16 protein-coding genes and 1 pseudogene are annotated in these 19,909 nt (G+C 72.3%); 7 read left to right on the plus strand and 10 right to left on the minus strand.

Features of this window, described 5'->3' with window-relative positions:
- Both ACZ52R_RS21020 and mce read right to left on the minus strand, forming a co-directional pair.
- Nucleotides 1–2,395 (minus strand): annotated as a pseudogene (locus ACZ52R_RS21020) (hypothetical protein); the annotation flags it as partial.
- A gap of 511 nt (nt 2,396–2,906) precedes the next feature.
- Nucleotides 2,907–3,374: a methylmalonyl-CoA epimerase gene (gene mce / locus ACZ52R_RS21025; RefSeq protein WP_465661127.1), complete on the minus strand. Its 468-nt coding sequence runs from the start codon at nt 3,372–3,374 to the stop codon at nt 2,907–2,909.
- A 245-nt stretch (nt 3,375–3,619) separates the two neighbouring features.
- On the opposite strand from mce, the gene ACZ52R_RS21030 reads away from it, so the two are divergent.
- Both ACZ52R_RS21030 and meaB read left to right on the plus strand, forming a co-directional pair.
- On the plus strand, nt 3,620–4,813 hold the full coding sequence (locus ACZ52R_RS21030) for an acetyl-CoA C-acetyltransferase (protein ID WP_465617655.1): 1,194 nt from the start codon (nt 3,620–3,622) through the stop codon (nt 4,811–4,813).
- An 85-nt stretch (nt 4,814–4,898) separates the two neighbouring features.
- Nucleotides 4,899–5,855: a methylmalonyl Co-A mutase-associated GTPase MeaB gene (meaB, locus tag ACZ52R_RS21035; protein WP_465617657.1), complete on the plus strand. Its 957-nt coding sequence runs from the start codon at nt 4,899–4,901 to the stop codon at nt 5,853–5,855.
- Between the two features lie 76 nt (nt 5,856–5,931).
- Here meaB and ACZ52R_RS21040 read toward each other — a convergent pair whose 3' ends face one another.
- The 5 genes from ACZ52R_RS21040 to ACZ52R_RS21060 all read right to left on the minus strand — a co-directional run bounded on the left by ACZ52R_RS21040 (nt 5,932) and on the right by ACZ52R_RS21060 (nt 9,732).
- A complete protein-coding gene (locus ACZ52R_RS21040; RefSeq protein ID WP_360498667.1) occupies nt 5,932–6,447 on the minus strand; it encodes a MarR family winged helix-turn-helix transcriptional regulator in 516 nt (171 codons plus the stop codon).
- Nucleotides 6,448–6,487: 40 nt separating this feature from the next.
- Entirely contained in the window at nt 6,488–7,297 is an 810-nt protein-coding gene (locus tag ACZ52R_RS21045; RefSeq protein WP_465661408.1) for an AIM24 family protein, read from the minus strand.
- Between the two features lie 239 nt (nt 7,298–7,536).
- Nucleotides 7,537–8,187, minus strand: coding sequence for an AIM24 family protein (locus ACZ52R_RS21050; protein WP_360498669.1), 651 nt, complete (start codon nt 8,185–8,187; stop codon nt 7,537–7,539).
- Nucleotides 8,187–8,825 (minus strand): AIM24 family protein, encoded by a 639-nt coding sequence (locus tag ACZ52R_RS21055; protein WP_360498671.1) that lies wholly within the window; start codon nt 8,823–8,825, stop codon nt 8,187–8,189. The genes ACZ52R_RS21050 and ACZ52R_RS21055 overlap by 1 nt, the downstream gene beginning before the upstream one ends.
- Before the next feature lie 109 nt (nt 8,826–8,934).
- Nucleotides 8,935–9,732 (minus strand): DUF2127 domain-containing protein, encoded by a 798-nt coding sequence (locus ACZ52R_RS21060; protein ID WP_360498673.1) that lies wholly within the window; start codon nt 9,730–9,732, stop codon nt 8,935–8,937.
- Nucleotides 9,733–10,046: 314 nt separating this feature from the next.
- On the opposite strand from ACZ52R_RS21060, the gene ACZ52R_RS21065 reads away from it, so the two are divergent.
- The gene (locus tag ACZ52R_RS21065; protein WP_360498675.1) at nt 10,047–10,358 is read left to right on the plus strand and encodes a DUF3817 domain-containing protein; all 312 of its coding nucleotides are present in this window, start codon (nt 10,047–10,049) and stop codon (nt 10,356–10,358) included.
- A 153-nt stretch (nt 10,359–10,511) separates the two neighbouring features.
- On the opposite strand, the gene ACZ52R_RS21070 is transcribed toward ACZ52R_RS21065, so the two are convergent.
- Together ACZ52R_RS21070 and ACZ52R_RS21075 are read right to left on the minus strand one after the other, a co-directional pair.
- Nucleotides 10,512–12,140, minus strand: coding sequence for a M4 family metallopeptidase (locus ACZ52R_RS21070; RefSeq protein WP_465617660.1), 1,629 nt, complete (start codon nt 12,138–12,140; stop codon nt 10,512–10,514).
- A 410-nt stretch (nt 12,141–12,550) separates the two neighbouring features.
- Nucleotides 12,551–14,170: a M4 family metallopeptidase gene (locus ACZ52R_RS21075; protein WP_360498679.1), complete on the minus strand. Its 1,620-nt coding sequence runs from the start codon at nt 14,168–14,170 to the stop codon at nt 12,551–12,553.
- Nucleotides 14,171–14,666: 496 nt separating this feature from the next.
- On the opposite strand from ACZ52R_RS21075, the gene ACZ52R_RS21080 reads away from it, so the two are divergent.
- From ACZ52R_RS21080 to ACZ52R_RS21090, 3 genes are all read left to right on the plus strand, one after another.
- Entirely contained in the window at nt 14,667–15,203 is a 537-nt protein-coding gene (locus ACZ52R_RS21080) for a MarR family winged helix-turn-helix transcriptional regulator (protein WP_465617662.1), read from the plus strand.
- A 76-nt stretch (nt 15,204–15,279) separates the two neighbouring features.
- Entirely contained in the window at nt 15,280–15,621 is a 342-nt protein-coding gene (locus tag ACZ52R_RS21085) for a DUF3817 domain-containing protein (RefSeq protein WP_360498683.1), read from the plus strand.
- A gap of 257 nt (nt 15,622–15,878) precedes the next feature.
- Entirely contained in the window at nt 15,879–17,564 is a 1,686-nt protein-coding gene (locus ACZ52R_RS21090) for an acyl-CoA mutase large subunit family protein (protein ID WP_360498685.1), read from the plus strand.
- A gap of 151 nt (nt 17,565–17,715) precedes the next feature.
- On the opposite strand, the gene ACZ52R_RS21095 is transcribed toward ACZ52R_RS21090, so the two are convergent.
- Nucleotides 17,716–18,402, minus strand: a complete 687-nt coding sequence (locus ACZ52R_RS21095; protein ID WP_396287743.1) for a TetR/AcrR family transcriptional regulator — start codon at nt 18,400–18,402, stop codon at nt 17,716–17,718.
- A gap of 375 nt (nt 18,403–18,777) precedes the next feature.
- Between ACZ52R_RS21095 and ACZ52R_RS21100 the strand changes: the two genes are divergently transcribed.
- Complete coding sequence (locus tag ACZ52R_RS21100) at nt 18,778–19,770, plus strand: tetratricopeptide repeat protein (protein ID WP_465617664.1); 993 nt, start codon at nt 18,778–18,780, stop codon at nt 19,768–19,770.
- Nucleotides 19,771–19,909 lie beyond the last annotated feature (139 nt).

Here is a 19,909-nt window from a genome sequence, read left to right on the forward strand (position 1 = left end):
GCTGGGCGAGGGCGCGCAGTTCGCCGGCGGCCTGCTCGGCCTCCGCCCGCACCTGCGCGGCGTGGGCGTCGGCGACCTCGCGGACCTCGGCGGCGGCCTGCTCGGCCTGCGTGCGGGCGGTCTTGGCGGCGGCCAGCTGGTCGGCGGTCTCCTCGCGCTCGCGGCGCAGCCCGGTGGCCGCCTCCTCGTGCTCGCGGCGGCTCTCCTCGCGCAGCGCGTTCGCGGCGGCCTCGGCCTCGGCCCGGGTGCGGGCGGCCTCGGTGTCGGCCTCGGTGCGCACCCGCTCGGCGTCGGCCACCGCGGCGTCCCGCGCCGCGTTCGCCTCGGCCTGCGCCTCGGCGGTCACGGCTTCCGCGGCGGCGTTCGCCTCGGCCCGTACCCGCTGGTCGAACTCGCTTGCCTCGCGCCGGAGTTCGGCGGTCTCGCGCTCGGCGGCGGTGCGGTTCTCGGCGGCCGCGGCCTTGGCGGCGGAGAGTGCGTCCTGACCCTGCTGCTCGGCGGTGGCGGTGATCTTCCCGGCTTCGGCGCGGGCCCGGGCCAGGGTCTGCTCGGCCCGGCCCTGGGTCTCGGCAGCCTGCTCCTGGGCCTGCTCGCGCAGCCGCTCGATCTCGCCCGCCGCGCCCGCGCGCAGCTCGTCCGCGTCGGCCTTGGCCCTGGTGAGCAGTTCCTCGGCGTTCTTCGCCGACTCCTCGATCTGCAGCACCGCCTGCCGGCGGGCCTCGCTGCGGACCCGGTCCGCCTCGGCGGCGGCCTGGGCGCGCAGCTCCTCGGCCTCGGCACGCAGCCGGGCCGCCTCGTCCTGCATCTGCTCGATCCGCTCGCGGATCGCGGCGGCGTCGTCCAGAGCGGCGTTCTGGGCCTGCTCGACGGCGGCCTGGGCCTGCTCGCGCAGGCGCTGCGCCTCGGCGGCGGCCTCGGTGCGGATCCGCTCGGCCTCGGTGGCGGCCTCGCTCCGGGCGGTCTCGGCGTCGTGGTTGGCCCGGCCGAGCACCTCCTCGGCGGTCTTGGCGGCCTTGGCGAGGTGGACGGTGGCGTCCTTGGCGCCGGCCGCCCGGCCCTCCTCCTCGGCCTCGCTGCGCAGACGCTGGGCCTCGGACTCGGCCTGCGCCCGCAGGTCGGCCACGTCCCGCTCGGCCCGGGCGCGCATGTCGGCGATCGCGGCCTCGGCCTCGGCGCGCAGCTCGGCGGCGACCGACTCGGCGGTGGCCCGCAGGCGCTCGCTCTCCTCGGAGGCGGCGGCCTTGGCGGCGTCGGCCTCGGCCTGCCGGGTGGCGGCCGTGGTCCGTACGGTCTCGGCCTCGGCGCGGATCGCGTCGGCTTCCTTCGTGGCCTGGGCCACCATCCGGGCCACCTCGGCCCGGGCGGTCTGCGAGCGCTGCTCGTTGGCGGCCTCACCGTCGGCGACCTTGCGGACGGCGGCGGCCTCGGCGTCGGCCTGGAGCTGCTCGGCGGCCTGCTCGGCCTGGGCGCGCAGCGCGGCGGCCTCGTGGCGGGTGCGCTCCGCCTCGGCGATCGCCTCGGCGCGCAGCCGCTCTATCTCGGCCTTGGCGGCGCCGAGCTGCTGCTCGGCCCGGGCCTGTTCGGCGGCGGCCTGCTCCTTGAGCCGGCCGATCTCGCCCTGTGCGACGGCCAGCTGCTGCTCGGCCGCGGCATGGGCGGCGGCCAGCTCCTGCTGGGCCTGGCCGCGGGCGGCGTCCACGTCCGCGGCGGCCTGGGCGCCGGCCTGCTGGGCCTGCTCGGAGGCGGCACGCAGCAGGCGTTCGGCGTCGGTCTGGGCCCGCTGGAGGGCGGCCTCGGCGGCGGCGTGGGCCTCGCCGCGGGCGGCGTCCACGTCGGCGGCGGTCTGGGCGCGGGCCTGGTCGGACAGGGCGACGGCCTCCGCGCGGGCGGCGGCGACCATCCGCTCGGCCTCGACGCGGGCCTCCTGGAGGAGGCGCTGGGCCTCCTGCTCGGAGCCGGCCCGGGTCTGCTCGGCCCAGCCGTTGACGTGCTGCTCGGCGGAGCGGCGCAGCTCGGCGAGCTCGTCCTCCAGCTGGCGGCGGCGGGCGGTGAGCTCGGCCTCCAGACGGGCGGTGCGCTCGGCGGCCTCGGCCATGATCCGCTGGGTCGCGGCCTGGGAGTCGCGCAGCTGACGCTCGGCGTCGGCGCGCAGCTGCTGGGCCTGCATCTCGGCGGTGCGGAGCATCTGCTCGGCCTGGCCGGAGACGGCGTCGAAGGCGCGCGGCTGGGCGAGCATGCGACGGGACTCGTGCAGCTTCGCCCGGAGCACCTCCACCTGGTAGGCGAGGTCTTCGGCATGCTCGGCTGCCTTGTCCCGCTCCTTCCGAGTCCGACCCATCTCGGCCTCGAACTGGGAGAGGTGATCGTCAGCCTCGTAGCGGTCGTTGCCCCGCACTCCGCGGTCCCATCCATCTCCTGGTCGCGTCCTCGACCCGGCCGGTCCGGGGCGCCCGTTTCCGGGGTGCCGGTCCGACTGGTCCTTGCATCCGCGGCAGGTGGACGACCCCTCGCCAATCCGGGGCCGCCCGCCGCGGTCGTCGGAGTCCGGGGCGCGGAAGCGCGGCGGTGCCGCGTTCCCCCGTCCGAGTGGACTCCTGGGCGAACTCTTGCCTTGTGGAGAATGGTGACAGATCCGTCTTGCGACTGTTCAGCCGTGCCCGCGTAATGGACTCCCCTTGCGACGGGCCGACCGCTGGAGGGCGAACGGGCCTGTCTTCGGCCGTGCCCGTCGCCTCCGTCCCCCGGAGTCGTCGCGCACCTGGGCATTGTAGTGGGCGCGCACGGCGGGGGAACGGCCGCATGGGGGTTTTCCGGCTGTTCCGGCCAGGTTACTGACGGGTCATGACCGTAAGGCCCGTCGGATGCCGCCCGGGCGCGCGACACCCTGGGGGCACTCCGGTGGACGATCAGTGCTCCTCGTCGGCGCTCTCGCCGCCCTGGGCGCTGTGGGCGTTCTGCGCGGACGTGACCAGCTCGGTCAGCACGCCGCCGCAGTCCTTCGGGTGCAGGAAGGTGATCCGCGAGCCCATCGAGCCGATCCGCGGCTCGTCGTAGAGGACCCGGACACCCTTGCCGCGGATGGCCTCGGCGTCGCCGTCCACGTCGGCGGTGCCGAAGGCGATGTGGTGCACGCCCTCGCCGTTCTTCTCCAGCCACTTGGCGACGGTGGAGTCGGGCCGGGTGGGCTCCAGCAGCTGGAGGTAGGAGGCGCCGCCGTCGTCGGTCCCGTTGATCCTGAGCATGGCCTCGCGGACGCCCTGCTCCTCGTTGACCTCGGAGTGGAAGACCTCGAAGCCGTAGGTGGCGCGGTAGAACTCGACCGTCTTGTCGAGGTCTCGGCAGGCGATGCCGATGTGGTCGATTCGGGTCAGCACGGCAACCTCCGGGTGGTTGGGGACAAGGGTGGCACCAAGTGCAGCGCATGGCCCGCGGCGGACGCCAGTGTCGGACGTGCGAGCCTGCTCACACGCTGCGGGGTTCACCCGGACCGCATCGGCACGGTGTTGACTGGAGGGTGCCAGTGCGCTCGATCACACCGTCGCTCCGGTGACGGGCGGGTAACAGGTCAGTACATTGAGCGCATCCTCACCTGGCCACGACGTGCGAAGGGGCCCGTCCCATGACCAACACCACCTCTGTGATCGTTGCCGGTGCACGGACCCCGATGGGGCGCCTGCTCGGATCCCTCAAGGGCTTCTCCGGCGCCGAGCTCGGCGGCGTCGCCATCAAGGCCGCCCTGGAACGGTCCGGCATCACGGGGGACCAGGTCCAGTACGTGATCATGGGCCAGGTGCTGCAGGCCGGCGCGGGCCAGATCCCGGCCCGCCAGGCCGCCGTCAAGGCCGGCATCCCGATGAACGTGCCCGCCCTGACCATCAACAAGGTCTGCCTCTCCGGCCTGGACGCCATCGCGCTGGCCGACCAGCTGATCCGCGCCGGCGAGTTCGACATCGTCGTGGCCGGTGGCCAGGAGTCGATGACCAACGCCCCGCACCTGCTGCCCAAGTCCCGCGAGGGCTTCAAGTACGGCGCGATCGAGATGCTGGACGCCATGGCGTACGACGGCCTCACCGACGCCTACGAGAACATCCCGATGGGCGAGTCCACCGAGAAGCACAACACCCGCCTGGGCATCCCGCGCGACGTGCAGGACCAGATCGCGGCCGCTTCCCACCAGCGGGCCGCCAAGGCGCAGGCCGACGGCGTCTTCGACGCCGAGATCGCCCCGGTCGCCATCCCGCAGCGCAAGGGCGAGCCGGTCCTGTTCACCCAGGACGAGGGCATCCGCGCGGACACCACCGTCGAGGGCCTGGCCAAGCTGCGCCCGGCCTTCACCAAGGACGGCACGATCACCGCCGGCACCTCCTCGCAGATCTCCGACGGCGCCGCCGCGGTGGTCGTGATGAGCAAGGCCAAGGCCGAGGAGCTGGGCCTGACCTGGATCGCCGAGATCGGCGCGCACGGCAACGTGGCCGGTCCGGACAACTCGCTGCAGTCGCAGCCGTCCAACGCGATCAAGCACGCGCTGGCCAAGGAGGGCCTGGAGGTCGCCGACCTCGACCTGATCGAGATCAACGAGGCGTTCGCGGCCGTCGCGTACCAGTCGACCAAGGACCTGGGCGTCTCCTCGGACATCGTCAACGTCAACGGCGGTGCCATCGCGCTCGGCCACCCGATCGGCATGTCCGGCGCCCGCGTGGTGCTCAGCCTGGCGCTGGAGCTGCAGCGCCGCGGCGGCGGGGTCGGCGCGGCCGCGCTGTGCGGCGGCGGCGGTCAGGGCGACGCGCTCATCGTGCGCGTCCCGAAGGCCTGATCAGCTGATCTGAACTTCGGGGCTGCGGACCGCCACAAGCGGTCCGCAGCCCCTTCGGCATCCGCATCCGCGCTAGGAGCTCCTGATGATCGATGTCGCCACGCTGGTCGAGCAGGCCCGGCAGGGCCGGCCGCGGGCCGTCGCCCGGCTGATCACGCTGGTCGAGAACGCCGCCCCGCAGCTACGGGAGGCCATGGCCGCGCTCGCGCCGTACACCGGCCAGGCCTACACCGTCGGCCTGACCGGCTCGCCGGGAGTCGGCAAGTCCACCTCCACCTCGGCGCTGGTCTCCGCCTACCGGCGGCTCGGCAAGCGGGTCGGCGTCCTGGCCGTCGACCCGTCCTCGCCGTTCTCCGGCGGCGCGCTCCTGGGCGACCGGGTCCGGATGCAGGACCACGCCACCGACCCCGAGGTGTTCATCCGCTCGATGGCCACCCGCGGCCACCTCGGCGGGCTCTCCTGGACGGCCCCGCAGGCGCTGCGAGTACTCGACGCGGCCGGCTGCGAGGTCATCCTCGTCGAGACCGTCGGGGTCGGGCAGTCCGAGGTCGAGATCGCCGCCCAAGCCGACACCACCGTGGTGCTCCTCGCCCCCGGAATGGGCGACGGCATCCAGGCCGCCAAGGCCGGGATCCTGGAGATCGGCGACGTCTTCGTCGTCAACAAGGCCGACCGGGACGGCGCCGACGCCACCGCCCGGGAACTCAACCACATGCTGGGCCTCGGCGAGGCCCGCGAGGCGGGCGACTGGCGCCCGCCGATCGTGAAGACCGTCGCCGCCCGCGGCGAGGGCGTGGACGAGGTGGTCGAGGCGCTCGAGAAGCACCGCGCCTGGCTCGAGGAACACGGCGAACTCGCGGTCCGGCGCCGCCGCCGGGCCGCCGAGGAGATCGAGGCCATCGCCCTGGCCGAACTGCGCGCCCGCATCGGCGACCTGCGCGGAGACCGACACCTGGCCGCCCTGGCCGAACGCGTCGCCAACGGCGAACTGGACCCGTACGGCGCAGCCGACGAACTCGTCGCGGGCCTGACCACGAGCTGAGCCGGTCCTTTCGCCGCGGTTTCACGTCGCCGCCCCGCCGGACGGGTCCGGCGGGGCGGCGGGGCGGCTGTGGTGCCTACGGGCGGCCGCGGAGGCCGCGGAGGTGTTCGGCGATGGGGGCGAGGGCCGCGAACATGGCGTCCAGCTGGTCCGGGGTGAAGCGGTCGATGAAGTGGGCCCGGACGCTGCGTACGTGGTCCGGGGCGACGCGCTGCATGGTTTCCCAGCCCTGCTCGGTGAGGTGGGCGTAGAGGCCGCGGCGGTCGCCGGGGCACTCCTGGCGGAGGACCAGGCCGGCGTTCTCCATGCGGGTGATCTGGTGGGAGAGGCGGCTCTTCGACTGCAGTGTGGCGGTCGCGAGGTCGGTCATCCGCATGCGGCGGTCGGGGGCCTCGGAGAGCACGACCAGGATCTCGTAGTCGTTGATCGCCAGGTTGTGGGGCTGGAGTTCGCGGCTGAGCTGGTAGTCGAGCAGCTTGGCGACCTCCAGATGGGCGCGCCACATCCGCTGCTCCCTGGCGGTCAGCCAGGGAGTCTCCTCCTCGGGCTGCGACGGAGGGTTGTCCGCAGTGTCGATTGTGTGCGTATCCATGGGATCCAGCATAGCCGATTTAGTTCAATCTTGTACAAGTTTACAGGCCGAAACGCCGACCGAGGTCGCCCAGGTTACCCAGACCCGGCATGTTGGGGTTGCCGCCGCCGTGGCCGGCCGTGCCCGGCTGGGACGGCACCCCGCCGACCGGGACGCCCGCCTCGGCGCCGACGTGGCCGACCGCCCGATCCGCCATCAGTTTCTCGCTGGACTGCAGCAGTACCTGCCCGGCGCCGATGAACTCGAACTGGTGCTCCTCGCCGGAGGCGCCGCCGATGCCGGTCAGCCGCCGGATGCCGCCGATCAGTCCGTGCATGTAGTTGTGGTCGTAGTGGTGGCACGGCGCCGGGCAGTCCGCCCAGCCGACCAGGGCCTGCGGGTCCACCCGGATCGGCGGCTCGACGAAGTGCACCGGCCCGTTGGAGGCGGCGACGAAGCGGCCGGTGCCGAGCAGGGTCAGGAAGCCCGGGATGATCGACTGCTTGAGCCGCAGCGTCGGGTCGAAGGCGAGCAGGTTGCCGGAGCGGACGGTCAGGTTGCCGTCCTCCAGGTCGTACGAATTGAGGTCGAACGCCCGGTCGGCCAGCAGCAGCTTGCCGCGGCCCTCGGCGACCACCCAGTCCGACGCGTGCATCGGCGAGTTGAAGTGCTGCCCGAGCATCCGGTCGACCATTCCGGCGCCGACGCCCTTGAAGGTGATGTCGCCGTAGTAGGCGATCATCTTGCCCTTCTGCAGGAAGTAGGACCCGTTCAGCTCAACCGAGAAGGCGTACGGGTTGACGTTGTCGTTGACCGGCAGGCTGTACACGTCGTGCACCACCGGGCCGTCGCCGCCCTGGGTGGTCGGCAGCGGGGCGATCGGGCCGCCGAACTGCTCCTGGGCGTACGGCTGGTGGGGCGGCTGCGGGGGCTGGTTCGGCTGCCCGGGCGGGGGCGTCGGGTACCCGCCCTGCTGCGGGTGGCCGCCCGGCGCCGGGTAGCCCTGCTGCGGGCCGTGGTTCGGCGGGGGAGGCGGCGGCATGACGAAGCCGGGCTGGGTGGGCTGGTCGTGCGGCGACGACCCGTACGGGGGCTGCGGCGGGTAGGACATCAGAGCTTCTCCTCGCTCGCCTGGACGTACACCGCGCCCTGCCCGGACAGCTCCAGCTGGAACGCCTCGCCCGAACCGCGGCCGATCATGTCGCGCCAGCCGAGCGCGGTGGACAGCTTGTTGCGCACGTCGCCGCGGTGCGCCACGTACGCCTGCGGGTCGACGTGCACCGACTGGCCGGGGACGATCGGCAGCTCGAAGACGCCGCCGTGGGCCATCACCGCGACGGAGCCGTTGCCCTCCAGCTTGGTGGTGAACAGGCCCTGCCCGGTGACCTGGCCGCGGACCATGCCCATCACGCCGCCCTGCGCGCCCATGAACATGGTGGACTGCCGCAGCGTGCCCTCGAAGGCGAGCAGCCGGTCCGCCTCGACGTACAGGGTGTCGCCGAACAGGTCGATCACGTGGACGTGGTGGCCGCCGTGGCCGAACATCACCCGGCCCTGGCCCTCGACGCTCATCAGCGGGGTGTCCTCGTTGGCCACCCGGCGGCCGATCATCGACATCACGCCGCCCTGCCCGCCGGTGATGTTCGGCGTGAAGCGGACGTCGCCGCTGTACGCGAGCATCGCGCCGCGCTGGCTGAACAGCCGCTGCCCGGGCACCACCTGGGCCTCGATCATCTTGCCGTTGATCTTCGTGAAGCCCATCAGACGTCACCACCGATGGTGATCTTCTCGGAGGGCTGGACGTACACCAGGCCGTCGCCGGTGAACTCGACCTGGACGGCCTCGCCGCCGCCCTCGCCGATCACCGTGGTCCAGCCCGCGCCCGATTTCAGGCTGCGGTGCAGGTTGCCGGTGTGCGCCACGTACGCGCCCGGGTCCACGCGCAGCGGCATGCTCTTGTCGACCCGCAGGATGATGGCGGGCCCGTTGGAGGTGAGGGCGGCCCAGCCGTGGCCCTCCACCTTGGTGGTGAAGAGGCCGTTGCCGGAGGACATGCCGTTCAGGCCGGTGAAGCTGGTGCCGGTGTGCAGCGTGGACTCGGTGCAGAGCAGGTTGTCCGCCTCGACGTACAGCGCTTCGCCGTTCAGCCTGACCAGGTTGATCTCGGTGGCCTTGTCGGCGAAGTAGCAGGTGCCCTGGCCCTTCACCTCCATGACGGTCATCTTCTCGCCGGTCAGCCGGCGCGCGACCATGCCGCGCAGGCCGTCCCCACCGCCGGTCAGCTTCTTGAAGGTCATCTGCCCGGTGTAGGCGACCATCGAGCCGTGTCTGGCCTTGACGGCGTCGCCGCCCAAGTCGACGGCGAGCACTCGCGATCCCTGGAGTCTGAACTGTGCCACGGCCGCAATCTAGCCGCTGCGGCCGTGGCCCGGGGAGGGTTCGGGGCCAAACCGGTACGGGGCTGCGACAAACGGGCCCGGTCAGCGCCGGGCGTGCGCCCCGTGCCGGTCAGCTCCGCGCGTGCGCCCCGTGCCCGGCGCGCGGGATCGTGCCGGCCGACTGCTCGACCTCCAGCAGCGAGGCCGAGTGGCGCTCCGCCTCGAAGGCCACCACGCCGCCGCGCAGCCCGAACAGGCGCTTGGAGAGCATGATCCAGAGGACCGCCGCGATGTTCAGCAGCAGGGTGCAGATCTTCACCGCGCTGACGTGGTGGCTCAGCTCGTAGCCCTCCAGCGGCAGGAAGGCCGCGGTGGCGACCACCGTCAGGTACTCGGCCCAGCGCTTGTTCAGCCAGAGGCCGACCGCCTCGACGATCTCGATCAGGGCGTACGCCAGCAGCGCGCCCGCGACGATCAGCAGGGTGCTCTTCTTGAAGTCGAAGGTCTTGCGGATCGTCTCGACGATCGGGGCGTGCTCGAGGTCCCAGTGGAAGTGGTCGGTGACCGGCCTGAAGACCGTCAGGTTCTGGTCGAAGACCCGGTGCACCGCGTCCTGGCTGTTGGAGAACTTCCACACGGCCCAGGCGATCACGATGATCAGCAGCCCGCGCAGCACCCGCTCGATGGCGAGGAAGCGCAGGATGAAGAGGTCCCGCAGCGCCTTGCCGCGCGGCACCAGCGGCGCGTTCCCGGCGGGGCCGGAGCCGTGCGGGGCGCCCAGTGCGAAGTCGCCGCAGCGCAGGCAGCGCCAGGCGTCGCCGAGGGCGGTGGCGGCGTGCAGCCGGGAGGCCAGCTCGGGCTCGGTGGGTGCGTAGGTGACGTGGCCGCGCTTGGCGCAGGTCCGGCGGTCCCAGTCGCGCTTGAACATGTGGTGACTACCCCCGTGGCGTGATGCTTCCGGCGCCCGGATCGGTGGGCGCGCGGGCAGCAGGATAGGGGTTCCCGGTGACGGGCGGTCGCGCTCGGTCGTGTTCCAGCACACAGCTGTGACAACGCGGCGGGGCCGCGGCGCCGGTGGGGGCGGGTGCGGTGGCGGCGGCGTGGGCGGGTGTTGTGAGATCGGGCACGGAGTTCGCCCCCGGCCGGGGACTCGGACAAGTGCTCGGTGATAATGACCGGAAGGCTTGTGAGTCGCTTCACAAGCGCGCCCACGCCTCCGACCCCCGTATTGAGGTATCCCACGTGAACAGCAGCGCCGTCCACCGCCTGCGCCTGGTCTCCGGCCCCGAAGGGGTCTCGTTCATCCTGCTGCTGATCTGCTCGGTCCTGAAGCGGACGACCTCCTTCGACGCCGTCCCGGTGATGGGCATGGTCCACGGGATCCTGTTCATCCTGTACGCGATCTTCTGGATCCAGGCCTGGCAGACGCAGAAGTGGGACGCCAAGCGCGGCATCCTGCTGTTCGTCCTCTCGGTGCTGCCCACCGGCGGCTTCTTCGCCGAGCGGATGCTCGGCCGCGAGGAGCGCGGAGAGCTGAAGCCGGCCACCGCCTGAGCCCAGCCTTGAGTCGCAGCCCTGAGCCGCAGTCGCGATCCGCAGTCGTGATCCGGGGCGCGGACGGTCGACAGGCTGCCACGGCCTCCTCTCCCAAAGGGCCGCGGCAGCCTGTCGCCGTTTCTTACCGGGGGTGGCTCGCGCCGGGTGCGGCTAGTTGACGTTCACGCCGCTCCAGGCCGCCGCGACCGCCTTGTACTCGGTGCTGGTCGCGCCGTACAGGTCGGTGGCGGCCTTCAGGGTCGCCGTGCGGGCGGCCTTGTAGTTGGTGGTGGAGGTCATGTAGACGGTCAGGGCGCGGTACCAGATGGCCGCCGCCTTGGTCCGGCCGATGCCGGTCACCGTCGAGCCGTTGGAGGTCGGGCTGTTGTAGCTGACCCCGTTGATCACCTTGGCGCCGCTGCCCTCGGAGAGCAGGTAGAAGAAGTGGTTGGCGACGCCGGAGGAGTAGTGGACGTCCTTGTTGCCGACGGTGGAGGACCAGTAGTCGGCCGAGGCGCCGTCCTTGGACGGCTTGTCCATGTAGCGCAGCGGGGTGCCGTTGCCGTTGATGTTGAGCTTCTCGCCGATCAGGTAGTCCGGCGGGTCGGAGGGCAGGTTGGCCGACCACTCGACCATGGTGCCGAAGATGTCCGAGGTGGCCTCGTTGAGGCCGCCGGACTCGCCCGAGTAGTTCAGGCCGGCGGTGGCGGAGGTGACGCCGTGGCTCATCTCGTGGCCGGAGACGTCGATGGCGGTCAGCGGGTGGGTGTTGCCCGAGCCGTCGCCGTAGGTCATGCAGAAGCAGGAGTCGTCCCAGAACGCGTTGACGTAGTTGGTGCTGTAGTGGACCCGGCTGGCGGCGCCGACGCCGTTGTTCTTGATGCCGCTGCGGCCGAAGGTGTTCTTGTAGAAGTCCCAGGTGGCCGCGGCGCCGAACTGGGCGTCCACGGCGGCGGATTCGCGGTTGGACGGCGAGCCGTTGCCCCAGGAGTTCGTGGTGTTGGCGAACAGCGTGCCGCTGCCCGAGGTGCCGCCCTTGAGGTCGGTGGTGGACTGGTTGCCCCGGGTGGCGTCCTTGAGCTGGTAGTTCGAGCCGCTCTGGGTGGTGGTCAGCGTGACGGTGCCGACGTTGACGCCCTTGCCGGTGCCGGTCGCGGTCTGCACGTGCTCCTGGCTGGAGAGCACCTGGCCGGTGGCGGCGTCGGTGACGACCTCCTGGCGGCTCGGGGTGCCGTCCGCCCGCTCGCCCGTGACCGTCGTGCGGTGGGCCAGGCGCGGGGCGCCGTCGGTGGCCCAGACGACCAGCTCGGTCGCGTCGGCGCCGTCGACCCGGGTGAGCGCGGCCTCGTCCTCGTCGGCGGCGGTGCCGACCGTCGCGCGCACCGCGGCGGTGGCCCGCTCGGCGGCCTGGCCCGCGGCGAGGCCCGGGGTCAGGTCGGGCACGGACAGCCGGCCGGCGAAGGCGCGGTCGACCGAGCCCACCGATCCGTCGGCCTTCTGGTGGACGACCAGGTCGCCGCCGATCACCGGCAGGCCGGCGTAGGTCCGCTCGTACCGAAGGTGGCGGGTGCCGTCCCGGTCCACCACCACGTCCTTGGGGACCAGCTTCTCCTGGCCGCCGAGGGCGAGGGCCTGGGCGACCGGGGCGCTCTGGCCGGCGGCCAGCGCGAGCAGCGCGGACTGCTGCTGCTCCGGTGCGGGGGCGGCGGCCTGGGCGGCGGGGACGGCGGCGATCTGGACGACGCCGGCCAGCAGGGCGGTGGCGGAGAGTACGGCTCCGACAGTCAGCTTTCGCTTCACGTACGGGGGTTCCTTCCACGAGACCCGCGGGTGCGTGCGGGTGCGCCGCGTACCGGGGCGCCGGGGTTGGCACCGTGGGGCGGTAGGGCGCGGACGTGCCGGTCCCGTGCGGTTCCTGACGCTCCGCCGGAATGGGTGGGGGTGGCGGAGGTCGGACGGGACTTGGTCAGAAGCATGACAATTTCTGGCAGCGATGGACAGGCCGCGTCCGGGGATTGGCCAGGAACCGCCAGTCCCGGTACGGATGGTTCGGCTGCCGTCGGTTGCCCGGTATGGGCGGTTCGTCCTGCCTGGCGGAACCCCGCCAACCGGACCGACGTGGCAGCTCAACGGCCCTGGCCCGGAACGGGCGGACGCCCGGGGCCTGTCCTCCGACGGGCCCCGGGCGTCCGGATCGCTTGCGCGGTACGTCAGTTGACGTTGACCGCGGTCCAGGTCGCGGCGACGGCGCTGTACTCGGCGCTGCTCGCGCCGTACAGGTCGGTCGCCGCCTTGAGGGTGGCGGTGCGGGCGGCCGCGTAGTCGGTGCTGGAGGTCATGTAGGTGGTCAGCGCCTTGTACCAGACCTGAGCGGCCTTGTCCCGGCCGATGCCGGCGAGGGTGGAGTTGTTGTAGGTCGGGCTGTTGTAGTTGACGCCGTTGATGGTCTTGGCGCCGCTGCCCTCGGCGAGCAGGTAGAAGAAGTGGTTGGCCACGCCGGAGGAGTAGTGGACGTCCAGGTTGCCGACCGAGGACGACCAGTAGTCGGCCGAGGCGCCGTCCTTGGACGGCTGGTCCATGTAGCGCAGCGGCTTGCCGTCACCGTTGATGTTGATCAGCTCGCCGATCAGGTAGTCCGGCTTGTCGGCGGGCAGGTTGGCGTAGAACTCGACCATGGTGCCGAAGATGTCCGAGGTGGCCTCGTTGAGGCCGCCGGACTCGCCCGAGTAGTTCAGGCCGGCGGTGGCGGAGGTGACGCCGTGGCTCATCTCGTGGCCGGCCACGTCCAGCTCGGTCAGCGGGTGGGTGTTGCTGGTGCCGTCGCCGTAGGTCATGCAGAAGCAGGAGTCGTCCCAGAACGCGTTGACGTAGTTCTTGCCGTAGTGGACCCGGCTGGCGGCGCCGACGCCGTTGTTCTTGATGCCGCTGCGGCCGAAGGTGTTCTTGTAGAAGTCCCAGGTGGCCGCGGCGCCGAACTGGGCGTCCACGGCGGCCGACTCCGCGTTGGAGGCCAGGCCGTTGCCGAAGCTGTCGGTCGAGTTGGCGACCAGGGTGCCGGAGCCGGAGGTCCTGCCCTTCAGGGTGTAGGTGGCCTGGCCGCCGCGCGAGGCGTCCTTCAGCTGGAAGCTGGTGCCGCTCTGGGTGGTGGTCAGCGGGACGGTGCCGACGAAGACGCCCTTGCCGGTGCCGGCGGCGGTCTGCACCTCCTCGTGGGTGGAGAGCACCTGGCCGCTCGCCGCGTCGGTGACCAGCAGCTGGCGGCTCGGGGTGCCGTCGGCGCGCTCGCCCTCGACGGTGGTGCGGTACGCCAGGCGCGGGTTGCCGTCGGTGGCCCAGACCACCAGCTCGGCCTTGCCGGTCTGGTGCACCGCCGTCAGCGGCGCCTCGTCCGCGTCGGCGGTGATGCCGACGGTGGCCTGCACGGCGCCGGTCGCCTGGGCGGCGGCCTTGTCGGCGGGGATCTGCGGGGTGAGGCTCGGCGGGGCGATCGTCGCGCCGGTGGCCTTGTCGACGGAGGTGGTCGAGCCGTCCGCCTTCTGGTGCACGACGAGGTCGCCGCCCAGGACCGGGAGTCCGGCGAAGGTGCGCTCGTAACGGAAGTGACGGGTGCCGTCGGCGTCCACCAGGGCGTCCTTGGCGACGAGCTGCTCCTGGCCGCCCAGGGCCAGGGCGTGCGCCACCTTGCCGGCCTGGCTGTTCGCCAGGGCGATCAGGTCGGCGGTCCGGGAGTGCGGGGCCGGGTCCGCGATGGCCGCGGTACCGGCCTGGACAACGCCGGTGAGCAGGGCGGTGGCGGAGAGTACGGCGACTGCGGCGAGCTTTCGCTTCACGGACGAGTCCTTCCGGGAAACCGCGCGTGGGCGCGGTCGCGCCGCGTCCCGGGGGCCGGGGTCGGCACCTGAGGGGCAGGACGGGCACTGACGTGCAGGACCCCGAGCGGTCGAGCGGCTGGCCACCGGTGGGTGGGGGTGGTGGCTGCCGGACGGGGTTGGCGGAAAGCATGACAATCGAGCAAATCAAATGACAGGTCTTGCTCATGAATTGGCCAAGTCCCGCCAGGATGAAGGATTGTGAACGGACGGACGAAAGGGATGAATCACCCCGCCTTTCGGCGGGTTACGGTCCGAATCGAGGCCCGCCGGCCCGGGGTTGACGCGATCGGCGGTCAACCCCGGTGTGCCGCACGCGTGTTGCCGCCAGTTCACACTGGCGCAATGTCCTGGTATGGACCTGGCAGTCCGATTGGCGGGATCCCGCCACGTGTTGCGCTTGTCCACCATCAGGACGGCTGGTAGCACGCGTCCCATCCGCCGGTACGGTAAGGAGGTGGCCAAGCCCCTCGCTCTCGACTTCGACCCGATCGCCCGCGCCGACGAGCTGTGGACCCGCCGCTGGGGCGGAGTCCCCTCGATGGCGGCGATCACCTCGATCATGCGCGCCCACCAGATCCTGCTCTCCCGGGTGGACGCGGTGCTCAAGCCGTACGGGCTGACCTTCGCCCGCTACGAGGCGTTGGTGCTGCTGACCTTCAGCCGGACCGGCGAGCTCTCGCTCTCCAAGATCGGCGAGCGGCTCATGGTCCACCCGACCAGCGTGACCAACACCGTCGACCGCCTGGAGCGGGCCGGCCTGGTCGCCCGCCGCCCCAACCCGCTGGACGGCCGCGGCGTGCTGGCCGCGATCACCGAGCGCGGCCGCGAGGCGGTCGAGGAGGCCACCCGCGAGCTCATGGCGATGGAGTTCGGGCTGGAGGAGTACGGCCCCGAGCAGTGCCGCCAGGTGTTCGAGCTGCTCAAGCCGCTGCGGATCGCGGCCGGCGACTTCTCCGAGCCGGACGAGGGGGCTGCGAAGGAGCAGGCGTGAGGGCGGCTACCCTCGTGGGAGCGGTGCGCGGATCCGGGCGTACCGGCCGAAAAAGCCGAGCGAGGCGAGGAAGAGTATGAAGGCGACCCCCCTGCTGGGCTGGTACCGGGCCCTGGCCATTGCGACCGGTGTGGCCCTGCTGGTGTTCTGCGGCTTCATGGTCGCGAAGTACGGCTTCAGCACGGCCGAGGACGTGACCACCTACGTCGCGATGCTGCACGGCTACCTGTACATCGGGTACTTCGTGGTGACCTTCCTGCTCGGGCAGAAGCTGAAGTGGCCGCTCGGCCGACTGGTGCTGACCCTGGCGGCGGGCTGCATCCCGTTCCTCTCCTTCGTCTTCGAGCGCAAGGTGGCCGGCGAGGCCGCCGCGAAGCTGGCGGCGGGCACCGGCGCCCGCCAGCCGGCCGGCGTCTGAACCGGGAGCCCGCACGAGGGCCCCTCCCCCCGCCGCGGGGGAGGGGCCCTCGGCGTTTCGCGGGGCGGGCCCTCGGCGGCCGTGGGCCTCGGCCGTTCGCGAGGCCCTCGGCGTTCGTGGGCCACCGGGGCGGTTTCCCGGTCTTTCGCGGCCGTCATCCGTCGACAAGTACTAGGACGTCCGAGTAAATTAGTAGGACGTCCTAATAGCTGTGCCGCCCCGTCGCCGTGGCGGCCGTACGGAGCGGAGTTCGGGCCATGGACGCCGAGGAGATCGAGCGCGGACGGCAGCGCTGGCAGCAGCGGTACGACAAGGCCCGCCGGCGGGACGCGGACTTCACCACGCTCTCCGGCGACGAGGTCGAGCCGGTCTACGGCCCGCCCGCCGGGCAGGCCTACGAGGGCTTCGAGCGGATCGGCTGGCCGGGCGAGTACCCGTACACCCGCGGCCTGCACCCGACCGGCTACCGGGGCCGCACCTGGACCATCCGCCAGTTCGCCGGCTTCGGCAACGCGCAGCAGACCAACGAGCGCTACCGGATGATCCTGGACGCGGGCGGCGGCGGCCTCTCGGTCGCCTTCGACATGCCCACCCTGATGGGCTACGACTCGGACGACCCCAAGTCGCTCGGCGAGGTCGGTCACTGCGGCGTGGCCATCGACTCGGCCGCCGACATGGAGGTGCTGTTCAAGGGCATCCCGCTCGGCGAGGTCACCACCTCGATGACGATCAGCGGCCCGGCCGTCCCGGTCTTCTGCATGTACCTGGTCGCCGCCGAGCGCCAGGGCGTCGACCCGGCGGTGCTCAACGGCACCCTGCAGACGGACATCTTCAAGGAGTACATCGCGCAGAAGGAGTGGCTCTTCGCCCCCGAGCCGCACCTGCGTCTGATCGGCGACCTGATGGCCTACTGCGCCGAGGGCATCCCCGCGTACAAGCCGCTGTCCGTCTCCGGGTACCACATCCGCGAGGCCGGGGCGACGGCCGCGCAGGAGCTGGCGTACACCCTCGCGGACGGCTTCGGCTACGTCGAGCTGGGCCTGTCCCGGGGCCTGGACGTGGACGTCTTCGCGCCCGGCCTGTCCTTCTTCTTCGACGCGCACCTGGACTTCTTCGAGGAGATCGCCAAGTTCCGCGCCGCGCGCCGGATCTGGGCCCGCTGGATGCGCGACCGCTTCGGCGCGAAGACCGACAAGGCGCAGTGGCTGCGGTTCCACACCCAGACCGCCGGCGTCTCGCTCACCGCGCAGCAGCCGTACAACAACGTGGTCCGCACCGCCGTCGAGGCGCTGGCCGCGGTGCTCGGCGGCACCAACTCGCTGCACACCAACGCCTTGGACGAGACCCTGGCGCTGCCCTCCGAGCAGGCCGCCGAGATCGCCCTGCGCACCCAGCAGGTGCTGATGGAGGAGACCGGCGTCGCCAACGTGGCCGACCCGCTGGGCGGTTCCTGGTACGTCGAGGCGCTGACCGACCGGATCGAGCAGCAGGCCGAGGCGATCTTCCAGCGGATCCTGGACAAGGGCCGCGAGGACCACGAGATCGGCCCGATCACCTCCGGCATCCTGCGCGGCATCGAGGAGGGCTGGTTCACCGGCGAGATCGCCGAGGCGGCCTTCCAGTACCAGCAGTCGGTGGAGAAGGGCGACAAGCGCGTGGTCGGCGTCAACTGCCACCCGGGCAGCGTCACCAAGGAGCTGGAGATCCTGCGGGTCAGCCACGAGGTCGAGCGCGAGCAGGTGCGCGTGCTGGGCGAGCGCAAGGCGGCCCGGGACGAGGCGGCCGTGCGGGCCGGGCTGGACGCCATGCTGGCGGCGGCGCGCTCCGGCGAGTCGATGATCCCGCCGATGCTGGACGCGGTGCGCGCCGAGGCGACGCTGGGCGAGATCTGCAACGCGCTGCGGTCGGAGTGGGGGACGTACCAGGAGAACGCGACGTTCTGACCGCGCTCACCGCCCCGAGCGCCCCGAGCACGCTGGAGCGCCCCGAGCCCCCGAGCGCCCCGGGCGCCCGGAGGTGAGTGGGCGAGGGGGCGAGCGGACGAGCCGCAGCCGCCCGTACGGAGTCGTCCGTACGGGCGGCTGCGTCGTGTCCTCAGCAGGTGGTGAGCGGTCCCAGCAGCAGGTCGGTGAAGCGGCGGGTCCAGTCGGGGGTGATCGGCTCGCCGCTGACCAGGACGCGGTGTTCGACGGTGCCCGCGATGGTGTCGAAGATGATGTCGACCTCCTCGCGGGCGGACTCGGCGTCGGTGTCCGCCTCGAGTTCGCCGCGCGCCTGTGCAGCCGCCCGGCCCTGGCGGACCAGCCGCTTCTGCGGGTCCACGATGGCCTCGCGGATCCGGCGGTGCAGCTGCCGGTCGCGGATGCCCTCGGCGAACAGCGCGAGCAGTGAGGCCTGGGTCTCGGGGCGGGCCAGCAGGTCGGCGAACTGGGCCACCACGGCCTCGATGTCGGCCCGCAGGCTGCCGAGGTCGGGCATCACCAGGTCGTCGAAGAGGGTGGCGACGGCGTCGACCACGAGCTCGTTCTTGGACGGCCAGCGGCGGTAGAGGGTGGTCTTGGCGACTCCGGCCCGGCTCGCCACGTGGCCCATGGTCATTCCGCCCCAGCCGAGTTCGGCGAGGGCCTCGCGGGTGGCGTCGAGGATCGCGCGGTCGGCGGCGGCACTGCGCGGGCGGCCCTTGGCGCGGGCGGCGCCGGCGGCCTCGGGGGCCGGGCTCGCCGGGGCCGTGCACGGGGGGACCGTGCTCTCCGGGCTCGGGTGGGGCTGGGGGGCCGGCACCGGGCCTCCTTGCGCTTTACTGGTAAGTAACTTGGGCGGGGCTGGTAACGGTAGCGACTGTTGGCCGATTCGGGCAGCCGGGCCACCCGGGAAAGTGGGGCAGCTCACGTCCCCGAACCGCCGGTGGGGCTTGCGGCCGGGGCACCGGATCCAGTTACGCTACGACTCGTAGCGAAAGAGCAGGAAAGCCAGTGACAACCAGGCGCCGCAACCGTGGGACGGGAGCGGCGCGGGCGCGGGTGGGGATCCGCGCCGAACGGTCCAGGCTACCGGGGGACGGGTACGACGCCCGGGAACCCGCGCCGCGCGGCCCGCGCGGAGCGACTTTCCCGAGGATGGTGCCCGCGAGCAGTGCGGACGGGGGAGGATAGTGCCATGCAGCCACGGAATTCGCGTCCCAACAGCTCCGCCCTGCGCGGCGCGGTCGACCTCGCCGCAGTGAAGGCGGCCGGCGAGGCCGCCCAGAAGGCCGAGCAGGCCCGGGCCGAGCGGGCCCGCCAGACGGCCGCCGCCGAAGCGGCCGGTGTCGCCCCCGCCCAGCCCGCGCACCCGCTCGTCATCGACGTCACCGAGGACACCTTCGAGACCGAGGTCGTCCAGCGCTCCACCGAGGTGCCGGTCGTCATCGACTTCTGGGCCGAGTGGTGCGGCCCCTGCAAGCAGCTCAGCCCGGTCCTGGAGGACCTGGCCGAGGAGTACGCCGGCCGCTTCGTGCTCGCCAAGATCGACGTGGACTCCAACCAGCTGCTCGCCCAGCAGTTCGGCATCCAGGGCATCCCGGCCGTGATGGCCGTGGTGGCCGGCCAGCTGGTGCCGCTGTTCCAGGGCGCGGAGAGCGCCGCCAACATCCGCAAGGTGCTGGACCAGCTGATCCTGGTCGCCGAGCAGCGCTTCGGCGTGGCCGGCGGCGCGGCCGCCCCGGGCGAGGCCCCGGCCGCCGCCCCGCAGCGCCCCGAGGACCCGGCGCTGGCCGCCGCGCACGACGCGCTGGACGCCGGTGACCTGGGCGGCGCCATCCAGGCGTACAAGAACGTGCTGACCGAGGAGCCGGGCAACACCGAGGCCAAGCTGGGCCTGGCCCAGGCCGAGCTGCTGCAGCGGATCGAGGGCCTGGACCTGCAGGCCGTCCGGGCGGCGGCCGCCGCCGACCCGAAGAACGTCGGGATCCAGCTCCAGGCGGCCGACCTGGACCTGGTCGGCGGCCACGTCGAGGACGCCTTCGGGCGTCTGGTGGACACCGTCGGGCGGACGGCCGGCGAGGACCGGGACACCGCCCGGCTGCGCCTGCTGGAGCTGTTCGAGGTGATCGGGTCGGACGACCCGCGGGTCACCGCGGCTCGTACGGCGCTGGCGCGCGTGCTGTTCTGAGCCCGGTTCGGGCGCGGCGCGCGTCCGGTTCGGGTCTGGTTCGGGCCTGATGCCGGCCCGGTTCGGGCGCGGTTTCGGCCGCCGGCTGGCACGGTGGATGACCTGCGGTGTCGCCAGGTGATTTGCCGACAATCCGGTC

It is taken from the genome of Kitasatospora sp. NPDC034023 (genome assembly GCF_055575795.1).